The organism is Schwartzia sp. (in: firmicutes) (assembly GCF_978017985.1).
Genome location: NZ_CDXDFU010000132.1, coordinates 1 through 13,625 on the forward strand (window position 1 = coordinate 1; position 13,625 = coordinate 13,625).

Genomic DNA, 13,625 nt, shown 5'->3' on the forward strand with positions numbered 1-13,625 from the left:
GAACGCGATAAGAAGCGGAGCGATTGCGTGCTCTTCTTCACTTACCTTCGGCGTACCGAGGGTATCAATGTACTTAAGAACGTCCTTCATTTTTCCGCCATTCTGGAAAACAATCGTAATCTCGCCTACGACGTTTGCCGCACGGAGAACATCCATATCATAAGCGTTCATGAAGAACTGTGCAAGCGTTTTATATGCAGGTGTTGCCTCAATATAGTTTTCCTCGCCGGCATCATACACCTTCGTATAGGAAAGCTTTGCATACGGAAGATCCGTATCCTTTACGCTGTTATAAAGCTCCTCCGGTGCCATGACCGTGTAATAATGCATGAGCTTTTCGCCGGTAACGACATTGTGCTGCCAGCATGCGCCGTTGAGCATAACTCCCATGAAATCGACGAATTTGAAGTTATCCTCGTCAACTTCAAGGAACGGTTTGACCTTCGCAAAGAGCTGATCATAGTCAAGAACGCCGTAATAGAAAAGAATACCCGAAGCGATTCGAAGAACGTCAGTATTTGCGCCTACTGCCTTAGTAAAGGAGCCGCTGTCAAGACGGCGGAACTCTTCAAGGATTTCCGTAGGCATATACCATGCCGGTTTATTCTTGTACGCGCCGCTGATGAGAATACCGAGGCTCTGGAAATAATCCAGACGGACCTCGTCAGTACGGAACTCAGTGGAAACACCGTCCATCTGAGAAACATGGCGCAATGCCTGATACTGCTCATCTACTATAGATACAAACCAGGAACGTGCAAAATCAACGATAGAAGGAACAAGCTTTTCAACAAGCTCGCTCTTATTAAGATTGCTTGTGCCGGAAAGTCCGACATTGTAGCGAATATCATCAAGCTCCTGACGTGTCAGCGTCATAAGTGCATTCGTAAGGCTGCGGTCCTCAGGAACTTCTCTGCGCATAATCTGCTTATGGCGTTTTTCCGCCTCTTCTTTCAAAAGCTTCTGCATCTCTTCGAGTGCATGCGTTTTTGCGTCTTTCTCCATTGTGAAAACTCCCCGCTTTCTAAATACTCAAACGTCGATATTATAACGCATTTGCTCCAGTTTTGCCAGTGGCAAAACTTCCTCTGTCAGCGTTTCACCGAGCCTGAGCCCCATACCTGCTAGGGTTAAAAAATTTCTTCCCCGTAAATCATGAAAATGAAAACCGGGAGTAACATTTATCCATACAAAACTGCGCTTATTTTTCAAAGAAATCTGAAATACCCTGCACGATTCCGTCAGCAGCTTTTTTGGAGCCCTTGTCCGAATAAAGCAGCTTTTCTTCCTTCGGATTTGAAACAAAAGCGACCTCAATCAATGTGGCAGGCATAGTCGTATGCTTCACGACATAAAAATTACATGTTTTTACGCCGCGGCTCTCCGTTCCGATTTTACGGTAAAGATTCTGCTGAATATTTGATGCCAGCCTGCGGCTTGATGCCGAGCCCTTGATATAGTAATACCCTGTTGTTCCGTTTGCACTGCGGCTTGAAAAGGAGTCCATGTGAATTGACACAAAAACATCCGCTTTTGCTTTATTCGCTACATCGCAGCGTGCCTGCAGCTCATCAATATCTGTTGCCTGCCTGTGCTTCGGAGATACCTCCGTATCCGTCGTGCGGGTCATTATGACCTTGGCTCCGGCTTCCTCAAGAAGGCGTTTGACCTCTTTTGCGATTTTGAGCGTGATAGTTTTCTCAGGTACCCCGCTCGGCCCTATAGCGCCGGGGTCTTCTCCACCATGTCCCGGATCAATGCAGATTTTCTTTCCCTTGAGCCTTGACGAATATTTCGACTCACGCTCTTCCTCTTCATCATCATCGTCCTCAGGCTCGGGTTCCTGTATCTTCTCTTTTTTCGGCTCGGGCTTCACCGTTTCTTCCGGTTTTTCCTTTACCTCTTCGGGCTCATCCTTCTTTTCGGGTGTAACGCTTTCTTCATTCTTTTCAGGCGTTACACTCTCTTCCTTCTCAGGCTCGGAAGGTTTTTGCGTATCGCTCTTTTTTGCAGCCGCTGTTTTCCCGAAGTCCATTACGACTCTGTAAGGCGCACTGCCACCCTCAACAGAAAACACATCAAAGCCGCCTTTAGCGGCATTTGTTTCGATAACAATACGCACGGTAGTCTTATCGAACTGAGCCGCACGAACCTTGGTCGCATGGGTGCTTGAAATCTCCTGACTGCGAACCACTCCGGGGCTGAGCCATGCTCCCGCAAGGTCCACAACCACACGGCCCGGATTTGACAGCACCATCGTACTGTAGTCAACTTCCTTCGTCGCATCCACAACGATACGTACACGCTCATCGGTAACTCCGATGCGGATATTTTTTATTTCAGCGAGGCCGGCCACCTGATCTCCGAATGCGCTTGCCCCGACTTTTACAGGCTGAAAAATCATCATGCAGATTACAGCCATCATCATAATAAAACGAAGCATCATTCTTTCCTGCTCCTTTGAAATTACAGCATATTCTTAAGAAACGCCTTTGTACGCTCCTCCTTTGGAGCACCAAATAATTCCTCAGGACTTCCCTGCTCTACAATATTACCGTCTGCCATGAAAATAACATGATTTGCTACCTCACGCGCAAACGCCATTTCATGAGTTACTACCACCATAGTCATGTGCTCAGCCGCAAGCTCGCGAATAGTTTTGAGAACTTCTCCGGTGAGCTCCGGGTCCAGCGCCGAGGTGGGTTCATCAAATAACATTATATCGGGATTCATAGCCAAAGCACGTGCGATTGCAACACGCTGCTGCTGACCGCCTGAAAGACGTGCCGGATAGGAATCCTTTTTATCGTACAGACCTACTTTTTTCAGAAGCTCTTCCGCAACGGGCAGAATTTCCTCACGCGTCATCTTTTTGACCTGCATGGGCGCTTCAAGAAGATTCTCAAGCACAGTCATATGCGGGAAAAGGTTGAACTGCTGAAAAACCATGCCCATAGAGCCTAAAATCTTTCTTGCTTCGTTGCCTTCCGCATAAACGGCACTTCCGTTTTCTTCTTTTACAAGATAATCTCCGCGGACCTGTATCTCTCCCCTGTCAACCTCCTCAAGACGGTTGAGGCAGCGGAGCATAGTGCTTTTACCGGAGCCGGACGGCCCGATTATTACCAGAACCTCACCGCGGTGAACGGAAAAGCTGATGCCTTTAAGTACATCTGTGTCCGCGAACTGTTTATGAATATTTTTTGCATCGAGCATGAGCTCTCCGTTACACGTCGTATTTGCCATAATGTGCCTCCAGCTTCTTAAACATCCATGTAAGCACTGCCGTCATTGCCAGATAGAATGCACCCGCAATAAAGAATGCCGTCATGTCAAAATCGCGCTGCACGATTGTACGCGCAACACGCAGAAGATCATTCATTGCAAGGATATAAATGAGAGATGTATCCTTTACAAGATTGATGGTCTCATTGCTGACAGGCGGAAGCACACGATGAATCATCTGCGGCAGAATAATGCGCCGCATGGTCTGCACGTAAGTCATGCCGAGAGTCTTTGCAGCCTCATACTGTCCACGCTCAATAGACTGGATGCCTGCACGGAAAATCTCCGCAAAATAAGCCGCGTAGTTCAAAATAAACGCCAAAAGCGCAGACGGAAGCGGGTCAAATTTTATACCCACAAGCGGCAGCGCGAAGTACACAAACAAAAGCTGCAGCATGAGCGGCGAACCGCGCATAATCCATATATACAGCTCGGTAATCTTTCTAAGTACACCGATTTTCGAAATACGGGCCAGCGCAGCAAGCAGGCCCAGCGGCAGTGAAAGCGCAAGAGTTGCCGCAAAAATCTCAAGCGTTATCTTTGAACCCGCAAGGATTGAAAGAGTTGTTTCCAAAAATTTATCCATGTATATCTCCCTTTTTCTTTACCGCGCGAAAGGAAAAAAGCGGCAAAGCACTAATAGAAATATTCTACCTCAAATGGACATATAAAACAACCTTTCTAGCCTCAATGGGGAATTCAACGGCTTTTCCTCCCGTATGAATATGTATTTCGAGTGTGCGGATTCGGGTCAAATTCCGACAGCTTAACGCGAAGCGACGAGAAAAGCGAAGGAATGTCCTCTGCGCCCACTGTCTGTGCAGCAGCCAACGGAATTGCCGCGCATGCGCGTGCATCCTCCAGCGCATCATGATGTTTGAAATCGACATTCAAAAAATGTCCCACAGTATCCAGCTTATGATTTACAAGCTCAGGCCATACCTTCCGCGAGAGCTGGACCGTACAGCCCTGCAAAAATTCAGGTGCTTCTATGTCATGTGTCAAAAGACATGAGCGCAGCACACTCATATCAAACACGGCATTATGCGCCAATACAATACGCCCCTCAAGGTGCTTTCTCAAGGCCGGCCATATTCCTGCGAAATCCTCAGCATCCTGTACCATTTCGGGAGTGATATGATGAATCATTATGTTATACGGGTCAAATTCCATTCTGGGCGGACGTATCAGCGTGTAATACTTGTCCACTATCTTTCCGTCCTCGATATCAACAACCGCTACACTGCATGCGGAATTTTTGTATCGGGTCGCCGTCTCAAAGTCGATGGCTGTAAAATTGAGCAAAATTTTTCCCTCCAAAAAAATTGCCTCCCGAAGGAGGCAAAGATACTACTTATTCTTAAGGTACTCGTCAATAGCGGCTGCCGCCTTTTTGCCTGCACCCATCGCCAGAATAACCGTTGCCGCGCCGGTAACGATATCTCCGCCGGCAAAGACACCCGGCTTTGTGGTAGCCCCTGTCTCAGGGTCAGCCACGATATTTCCGCGTTTGTTAATCTCCATTCCCGGAGTTGTCGAAGCAACAATCGGGTTCGGTCCCTGTCCGATAGCCATGACGACCGTATCGACAGGCAGCTCGAATTCCGAGCCTTCAATAGCCTTCGGGCTGCGGCGACCTGACGCGTCAGGCTCTCCAAGCTCCATTTTTATGCACTTGAGTGCACGTACCCATCCTTTATCGTCACCAATGACCTCAACAGGATTATGCAAAAGACGGAAATCAATTCCCTCAGCCTTTGCATGAAGAACCTCTTCACGTCTTGCAGGAAGCTCTTCTTCTCCGCGGCGGTAAACTATATATACATGCTCAGCGCCGAGACGCAAAGCCGTGCGCGCCGCATCCATTGCGACATTTCCGCCGCCGACTACTGCCGCCGTTTTGCCTACACGGAGCGGAGTTCCGTATTTCGGGAACTGATATGCTTTCATGAGATTGCAGCGTGTGAGGAATTCATTGGCAGAGTAAACTCCGTTCAGATTCTCACCCGGAATATCCATGAATCTCGGAAGACCTGCACCCGTACCTACAAAAACGGCGTCAAAACCTTCCTCGGTCATGAGCTCATCAACAGTGTAAAGACGTCCGATTACGCTGTCCAGCTCAATCTTTACTCCCATTGCCTCAAGGTTGGCGATTTCTTTTTTAACAATTTTTTCCTTCGGAAGACGGAATTCCGGAATACCGTAGGAAAGAACACCGCCGGCCGTGTGCAGAGCTTCAAAAATCGTCACACGGTAGCCTTTGCGTGCAAGGTCTCCCGCACATGCAAGACCTGCAGGGCCTGCACCTACAACAGCGACCTTCTTCGCGTCATCAGCGTAATGTATCGGTTCGACAGGACGGTTCTGCGCCATTTCGCGGTCTGCAGCGAAGCGCTCAAGACGCCCGATAGCCACAGCCTCGCCTTTGTTAGCCAGCACACAGTATTTTTCACACTGATTTTCCTGCGGGCACACACGGCCGCAGATAGCGGGCAGTGAGCTTGATTCTTTTATTTTTGAAATTGCCCCGTCAAAATCCTTCTCTTTGATTTTAGCGATGAACTCAGGAATATCTATTCCCACAGGGCAGCCCTTGCGGCACTGTGGAATTTTGCAGTGCAGGCAGCGCTCTGCCTCTGCTACTGCCGTTTCCTCGTCATATCCGAGAGCAACCTCTTCAAAATTATGCGCACGGACCTCAGGTGCCTGCTCCGGCATAGGATGTTTTTTAAGTGACAATGCCATTATGCATTCCTCCCAAGTCCGATACGGCATTTATGGTCTTTTTCGGCTTCAGCTTCCATATCGCGGTACATTCCCTGACGTGTGCGAAGCGCGTTAAAATCGACGAGATGACCGTCAAATTCAGGGCCGTCAACGCAGGCAAACTTTGTTTCAGTTCCCACTTGAACACGGCAGCCGCCGCACATTCCAGTGCCATCAACCATAACAGGGTTAAGGCTCACGACAGTAGGCAGAGCCAGCGGACGCGTCGCATCTGCAACACTCTTCATCATTACGACAGGCCCGATAGCGTAAACACGGTCAATCTTTTCACCGCGTTCAACAAGCTGTCCCAGTGCAGTAGTAACAAAGCCCTTAATTCCATAGGTTCCGTCATCTGTAGTAATGAGAGTCTCATCGGAAACCGCACGCATTTCATCCTCCATGATGAGGATATCCTTGCTGCGGGCACCCATAATGGAAATAACCTTATTGCCGGCTTCCTTCATTGCGCGTGCAATCGGATATACAGGAGCGACTCCGATTCCTCCGCCGATACATACAACCGTTCCGATACCTTCACTGACCTCGGACGGTTTGCCGAGAGGGCCTACCAGGTCAAGAATGGAATCCCCCTCATTCTGCTCAGCTAAAAGCTCTGTAGAAGCACCTACAGCCTGGAAAATCAACGTAATCGTTCCCTTTTCACGGTCAAAGTCCGCTATAGTCAAAGGGATTCGTTCACTTTCTTCATCAACGCGCTCAATAATAAACTGCCCCGGAAGTGCCTTTTTCGCGATACGCGGTGCATCTATAACCATCTGAAAAACGCCCGGTGAAAGTTCTTTTTTCTCAAGAATTTTAAACATACGGACAACACCTCTTATGTTTTACTGAAAAATTCCTTTAAGATATTCTTCCAGATTTCCCTTTATAGGCATGATGTAAACATTACTGTTTGTCTTGTCTGCGTTCTCAACAACACGCTTACCGAAGTCAATGCTCCATTCAAGAGTCGGTTCAAAGCTCTTAGGGAATACAACATGATTTTTAAGCTCCCAATAGCTCTGCGAGCGTGCCGACTGAATCGGCGAAACGCCCCAGTAAACCTCAAGACCGTCAAGCATATCCTGATACATCTCAAGGAAACGCATATCGTAAAAGGGCTGTGTGAAAAATCCCGCAGCACCGGCCTGCAGCTTGCGGCGGATACGATACTCCTCCTGCTGCATGCTGCCTCTGTACTGGTCAATACCTGCATATACACGTATACCCGGCAGCTCCTCGCGGAATTTACGGATAACATCCGTCGATACGGTCGGATAAACCGTATGCTTCATATCCTGCGGTGGGTCGCCCTCAATGACAAGCACCTCATGAATATGATGCTCCTTGAAATATCTTGCCATTGGCAGAGGCTTTGTGAGGTCAATATCCATAGCACGGATATGCGGAATTGCAGCAGGATAAAATTCCTGTGCGGCAACCGCGCCTTCCCAGCTTCTCATGTCAAAACGCAGAAGATCCGGAATATTGATAACATCAATCTTAAGATCAATGTTTTTAAGCATTGTAAGGTCTTCTCTGAGGCCCTCTTCACTTCTGGGGACAAGCTCAATAGACAACCGTTTCATACGCATTCCTCCTGTTAGAAGAGTCCGGTTATTTTTCCGGCCTCATCTATGTCCATATTTTCAGCTGCCGGATGCTTCGGAAGACCCGGCATAGTGAGGATATTTCCTGTAAGGGCTACGATAAAGCCTGCGCCCGCCGAAACTCTGAGCTCACGTACAGTAATCGTAAAGCCTGTCGGACAGCCCAGCTTCGTTGCGTCATCAGACAGGGAATACTGTGTCTTTGCCATGCAAATCGGCATTTTATCAAGGCCCAGCTCTTCAATTTCTTTAAGCTGTTTCTTTGCATCGCTTGTGAATACTACGCCGTCAGCGCCGTAAATCTTTCTCGCAATAGTACCGATTTTATCAGGAATGGACGCCTCAACATTATAAAGCGTACCGAAGCAGCTCGGTTTTTCCATTGCCGCGGTTACTTTCTCTGCAAGCTCGATACCGCCCTGACCGCCTTTTGCCCAAACCTCGGAAATAGCAACCTCCGCCCCGAGGTCCATGCATTTTTCCTTGACGAAATCCAGCTCTTCCTGCGTATCTGTCGGGAAAGCGTTGACAGCAACGACTGCCGGCAGGCCGAACTGCTGGATATTTTCAATATGCTTGAGAAGGTTATTCATTCCCTTATCAAGTGCTTCCATATCAACCTTTCCGAGCTCGTTTTTGGCGAGTCCGCCGTGCATTTTAAGCGCACGGACCGTCGCAACGATAACAACGGCATCAGGGTTGAAGCCCGCAAAACGGCATTTGATATCAAGGAATTTCTCTGCGCCCAGGTCAGCGCCGAAGCCTGCCTCAGTAACAACAACATCAGCAAACTTCAGAGCGAATTTTGTTGCCATGATGCTGTTGCAGCCATGTGCGATATTTGCGAACGGACCGCCGTGAATAAATGCCGGTGTTCCTTCCAGAGTCTGTACGAGTTTCGGTTTGATTGCATCCTTAAAGAGCAGCGCGAGAGCACCCGTTACATTGAGCTCTTTTGCACGTACTGCACGTCCGTCGCGCGTATATGCAACGACAATTTCACCGAGACGTTTCTTCATATCCTCAAGGCCGTCAGCGAGGCAGAGAATAGCCATCATCTCAGAGGCAACTGTAATGTCAAAGCCTGTTTCGCGCGGAACTCCGTGCGCTTTTCCGCCCATACCGATGACGACATGGCGAAGTGCACGGTCGTTGAGGTCGAGAACACGCTTCCATACAATGCGGCGCACATCAATATCCAAAGCATTCCCCTGCTGGATATGATTGTCAATTACTGCCGCAAGCAGATTGTGAGCGGTTGTAATGGCATGGAAATCGCCCGTGAAATGCAGATTGATATCCTCCATAGGAACGACCTGCGCGTATCCGCCGCCTGCCGCACCGCCTTTAAGACCAAAGCACGGTCCAAGAGAAGGTTCACGAAGCGCAACAGCCGTATTTTTACCCATTGCGTGGAAAGCATCGGCAAGTCCGACACTTGTAGTCGTTTTGCCCTCGCCTGCCGGCGTAGGATTGATAGCCGTTACAAGAACCAGCTTTCCGTTCGGACGGTCTTTCACGCGGTTCCATGCATCAAGCGTTATCTTTGCCTTATATTTGCCGTACTGCTCGATTTCATCAGCCGTCAGTCCGAGCTTTTCGGCAATCTCCGTAATCGGCTGAATAACAGCCTCCTGTGCAATCTCAACATCTGATTTCATTACAACTTCCTCCTTAGGCTTCGTAAGTATATGAATCAAGGAAAAACACGTATAAATCTTTTTGATGCTTACTTTATTTACTTTTTAAGCTGCAGCTTTGCAGCTGTGACAACGTTCTGCATAAGCATTGCCACCGTCAGAAGACCGACTCCGCCCGGTACAGGAGTGATAGCTCCCGCAACCTCCGAAACAGCCTCGAAGTCTACGTCGCCTACCAGTTTTTTCGGCGCGATTCGGTTGATACCAACGTCGATAACAGCCGCACCCGGTTTTACCATATTTGCCGTAACAAAACCCGGTTTTCCTACCGCAGCTACAAGTATATCAGCTTTTTTTGTGATTTCGGCAAGATTTTTTGTATGGGAATGAGCAACCGTTACCGTCGCATTATGCTGCAAAAGCAGATTGAACATCGGCTTGCCTACGATATTGCTTCGTCCGATAACGACTGCGTTTGCGCCGTCCATCGGAATCTCCGCCAGCTCAAGCATACGGATGCAGCCTGCCGGAGTACACGGAACAAGAGAGCCTGCTCCATTTGAAAGACGTCCTACATTCACAGGGTGGAAGCCGTCAACGTCCTTATTCGGGTCAATGCGCTCAAGCACCTCAGCCTCTGCTGCCTGCAGGGATTTCGGAAGCGGAAGCTGAACAAGAATACCGTGAATTTTCGGGTCTGCATTGAGTTCATCTATCTTTTTCAGAAGCTCTTCCCGTGTGGTTGTCTCAGGCATCTCGACACTCACATTATGAAGCCCGAGCTCTTCACATGCTTTATGCTTATTGCGTACATAAACCTGCGACGCAGGGTCCTCACCGACAATAACCACTGCAAGGCCCGGCATAACGCCCGTTTCCTCACGCAGCTTTTCTGCCTGTGCTTTTGCCTCCTCTTTGATACGTGCAGCAAATTCTTTTCCTGATAAAATTCTTGCTGTCATACCCTACACTCCATTCCCTAAGATATATTGAATCAAATATAAAAGCCCACCCAGGTGCAGACAAACATTGCAACAGATACAATACCGTTGCGCATAAAGTACATCTGTGTGAGATTGTGAAAGTCATCAGGCTTCAAAAGGCTGTGCTGATAAACAAGCGTCACTGCAGCAATGCCAACGCCCAGATAATATGGCCACGACAAATTCATTATAACACCAAGCCATACAAAACAGCCAATACATAATACATGAAAAACCTTCGCCATATTCATAGCCGCTGCTGCACCGACAGCTGTTGCCAGTGAATGCAGTCCCTGCTCACGGTCGAATGTCTCGTCCTGAGCGCCGTAAACGGCATCAAATGCCGCTATCCATATACCTACCGCCGCGCAAAGAACAATCATTTCAAAGTCAATTGAGGCGCGTACGGCAACCCAGCCGCCGGCAGGAGCCATAGCTATCGAAACACCGAGAACGGCATGGCAGGCACACGTAATACGTTTCATGAACGGATATATGACAAAGGGCAGTGCCGCAAGCGGCAGCAGCTTTATGCATATAGACGGAAGCTGATATACCGCAAAAATGCATACCAGCAGGCTCACCACGATTAAAAGCTTTGCCTCCCAGGGCTTTACAGCACCCGTTACCATAGGACGGCGCGTAAAACGAGGATGTACGCGGTCATATTTCAAATCCACAAGGTTATCAATGGCAAGAGCCGCGCTTCTCGCTCCCGTAATGGCAAGCGTAATCCAGAGCAGCACAAGCATATCAGGTACTCCGCCTGCCGCCAGAAAAGCTCCCATATAAGCAAACGGAAGATCAAAAATCGTATGATGAAGCGCTATATTTTCGATATGAGCTTTAAGCTTATTCAAGTCCAAACTCCTTCCAGCGCCTTGTTACGCGTTCCTTTACTTCATCTGTCATGGTAATTTCATCAGGCCACTCGCGCGTATGACCTTCCTCCGGCCATGTCTTTGTAGCATCAATGCCAAGCTTTGTGCCCCACTTGGCCATTGGAGAAGAGTGGTCGAGGACATCAAGCGGTCCGTCCACAAACACAAGGTCATGCCGTGCATCAATATTGTTGAATACGCGCCACCAGACCTCTTTTTCGTCCTGCACGTTGACATGTGAATCCACAACAATAATCATCTTCGTGAACATCATCTGTCCCATGCCCCAGATTGCCTGCATGACCTTCTTTGCCTGCTGAGGATATGATTTCTTGATTGAAACCATGGCACAGTTATGGAATACTCCCGTAAGCGGAAGATTGATATCTACAATCTCAGGAATCATCTGCTGCAAAAGAGGCAGGAAAATACGCTCTGTCGCCTTAGCGATATAGCAGTCCTCCATAGGCGGTCTGCCGACTACAGTTGCGGCGTAGATAGGATTCCTGCGGTGCGTGATGCAGGTAATGTGGAAAACAGGATAATCATCTGCAAGAGAATAATATCCCGTATGGTCTCCAAAAGGTCCTTCGCGGCGTTTCTCATCAACGTCTACATAGCCTTCAAGGACGATTTCACTCGTTGCAGGGACTTCAATATCCACGGTCTTGCATTTTACCATTTCAACGGATTTATGACGCAGGAAGCCCGCAAAAACCATTTCGTCGATATCTCTCGGCAGCGGTGCCGTAGCCGCGTATGTCAGCACAGGGTCAGTTCCGATAGCCACAGCAGCCTCCAGACGTGTCATGCCCTTCGCCTTCGCGTCACGGTAGTTATCCGCACCGTTCTTGTGAATATGCCAGTGCATTCCCGTCGTTTTCGAATCGTACTTCTGCAGACGGTACATGCCGACATTGCGCTTATCCGTTTCGGGATTCTTGGTGAACACCAAAGGAAGCGTCACAAAAGGCCCCCCGTCCTGAGGCCAGCATTTCAAAATAGGAATATCGTCGAGAGAAGGGTCCATCTCGACGACCTCTTGACAGGGAGCATTTTTTACGTATTTAGGAAAGTTTATCGCATTCTTTGCAAGAGGAATAATGGACAGCAAATCCATCTTGTGCGATAAAGAAATATACGGCAGACGCAAAAGCTTTCTGATTTCGTCTGCCACATCATCAAGTTTTTCTACTCCCAGTGCCAGTGCCATACGCTCGTAGCTTCCGAACGCATTCATAAGCACCGGCATGGAAGAACCTTTTACATTTTCAAACAGAAGGGCAACATTTTCCTTGCCTTCTTTTTTCGATATACGGTCTGTAATCTCCGTAATCTCAAGCTCAGGGTCAACCTCTGCGGTAATTCGTTTCAAAAGGCCTTTCTTCTCAAGTACATCAATAAATTCCCGTAAATCTTTATAAGCCAAGGTCAAGCCTCCCTAACGAGTAATAATTACTTGTGCAATATAAAACGAACGATAAGGTAACTTACTTCATACAGAAGGAACAGCGGTATTGCGATCATGGACTGTGTGAAAATATCCGGTGTCGGAGAAACAATCGCGCCCACAATGAATGCCAGGAACAGAACAATACGCTGCTTTTTCATCAAAAACGATGACGAAATAAGCCCCATTTTTGCCATTACCACCACAACAAGCGGAAGCTCAAATACCGCACCGAATGGCAGAATAAACGACATAACAAAGCTGAAATACTGATTCAGCGAGAACATCGGCTGCAGGTCAGCGGTACTGAAGCCCACAAAGAACTGCATCGCAGCGGGCAAAACGAGGAAAAACGAAAACGCAAGTCCGCTGAAAAACAGTATAACCGACGTAGGTACCAAAAGAGCAATAATCGTCTTTTCCTTCACCGTAAGCGCAGGAAGCACAAACCGCCAAATCTGGTAAAAAACAACCGGCAATGCCAAAAGAAATCCTGCGAACATCGCGATTTTGATATAAGTAAAGAACGCCTCTGCCGGCTGCAGATAGTACAGCTTGCCGGAAGGCATCGTGATGTAGTGCATGATTTCTTCGATATAGTAATACGAAATGCCGCTTCCTACAGCTACAGCCAGAAGCGACTTGATGATACGTGTGCGGAGCTCTTCAAGATGACGGATAAGCGTCATGCTGCTCTCGTCCTCATCCTCTTTTTTCTCATCCTCTTCGGAATCCTCTTCCTCAGACTCATCCTCTTCGGACTCGTCGTCAGATTCATCCTCTGCAGCCTCATCGGCTTCGTCAGCCTTAGCTTCCTCCTCAGGCTCTTCCTCAAAAGGAATGCCGGGAGCTTCCTCACGCTCATCAATAGGAGTATCGTCAGAAAGCGCCACAGGATGGACTACACTTCCTGTCTGTCCTGCCGGGCGTTTTTCTTCCCTGCTGTCAGCTTCATTCAGTTCCTGTACCGAGCTGTCATTGGCAGCCTTCTCTATGCGTTCTTC

General features: G+C 48.4%; 13 protein-coding genes. All 13 read right to left on the reverse strand.

Translation table 11 applies throughout. The features are described 5' to 3' along the window. The coding region (locus tag ACY69O_RS06035) for a hypothetical protein (protein WP_462332564.1) at positions 1-1,005 on the reverse strand (1,005 nt) is incomplete at its 3' end. Between the two features lie 196 nt (positions 1,006-1,201). Next, positions 1,202-2,446, reverse strand: a complete 1,245-nt coding sequence (locus ACY69O_RS06040) for an N-acetylmuramoyl-L-alanine amidase (protein WP_462332565.1) — start codon at positions 2,444-2,446, stop codon at positions 1,202-1,204. 20 nt (positions 2,447-2,466) lie between these two features. Continuing rightward, positions 2,467-3,246 (reverse strand): amino acid ABC transporter ATP-binding protein, encoded by a 780-nt coding sequence (locus tag ACY69O_RS06045; protein ID WP_462332566.1) that lies wholly within the window; start codon positions 3,244-3,246, stop codon positions 2,467-2,469. Next, positions 3,227-3,871 carry an amino acid ABC transporter permease gene (locus tag ACY69O_RS06050; protein ID WP_462332567.1) on the reverse strand — a complete coding sequence of 215 codons (645 nt, stop codon included), beginning with the start codon at positions 3,869-3,871 and terminating at the stop codon, positions 3,227-3,229. The genes ACY69O_RS06045 and ACY69O_RS06050 overlap by 20 nt, the downstream gene beginning before the upstream one ends. 113 nt (positions 3,872-3,984) lie before the next feature. Then, positions 3,985-4,590 carry a 3'-5' exonuclease gene (locus tag ACY69O_RS06055; protein WP_462332568.1) on the reverse strand — a complete coding sequence of 202 codons (606 nt, stop codon included), beginning with the start codon at positions 4,588-4,590 and terminating at the stop codon, positions 3,985-3,987. Positions 4,591-4,635: 45 nt separating this feature from the next. After that, entirely contained in the window at positions 4,636-6,033 is a 1,398-nt protein-coding gene (gene gltA / locus ACY69O_RS06060) for an NADPH-dependent glutamate synthase (protein WP_462332569.1), read from the reverse strand. Beyond that, complete coding sequence (locus ACY69O_RS06065; RefSeq protein ID WP_462332570.1) at positions 6,033-6,881, reverse strand: sulfide/dihydroorotate dehydrogenase-like FAD/NAD-binding protein; 849 nt, start codon at positions 6,879-6,881, stop codon at positions 6,033-6,035. The genes gltA and ACY69O_RS06065 overlap by 1 nt, the downstream gene beginning before the upstream one ends. 21 nt (positions 6,882-6,902) lie before the next feature. Further along, entirely contained in the window at positions 6,903-7,646 is a 744-nt protein-coding gene (locus tag ACY69O_RS06070) for a methylenetetrahydrofolate reductase (protein ID WP_462332571.1), read from the reverse strand. 14 nt (positions 7,647-7,660) lie between these two features. Then, positions 7,661-9,328, reverse strand: a complete 1,668-nt coding sequence (locus tag ACY69O_RS06075) for a formate--tetrahydrofolate ligase (RefSeq protein ID WP_462332572.1) — start codon at positions 9,326-9,328, stop codon at positions 7,661-7,663. Between the two features lie 77 nt (positions 9,329-9,405). Next, a complete protein-coding gene (gene folD / locus ACY69O_RS06080; RefSeq protein WP_462332573.1) occupies positions 9,406-10,269 on the reverse strand; it encodes a bifunctional methylenetetrahydrofolate dehydrogenase/methenyltetrahydrofolate cyclohydrolase FolD in 864 nt (287 codons plus the stop codon). A 32-nt stretch (positions 10,270-10,301) separates the two neighbouring features. Beyond that, positions 10,302-11,150, reverse strand: coding sequence for a 4-hydroxybenzoate octaprenyltransferase (locus ACY69O_RS06085; protein ID WP_462332574.1), 849 nt, complete (start codon positions 11,148-11,150; stop codon positions 10,302-10,304). Beyond that, positions 11,143-12,600: a menaquinone biosynthesis decarboxylase gene (locus ACY69O_RS06090; RefSeq protein WP_462332575.1), complete on the reverse strand. Its 1,458-nt coding sequence runs from the start codon at positions 12,598-12,600 to the stop codon at positions 11,143-11,145. Before ACY69O_RS06090 ends, ACY69O_RS06085 begins: the two co-directional genes overlap by 8 nt. 26 nt (positions 12,601-12,626) lie before the next feature. Further along, a complete protein-coding gene (gene tatC, locus ACY69O_RS06095; RefSeq protein ID WP_462332576.1) occupies positions 12,627-13,463 on the reverse strand; it encodes a twin-arginine translocase subunit TatC in 837 nt (278 codons plus the stop codon). Between the last annotated feature and the right edge of the window lie 162 nt (positions 13,464-13,625).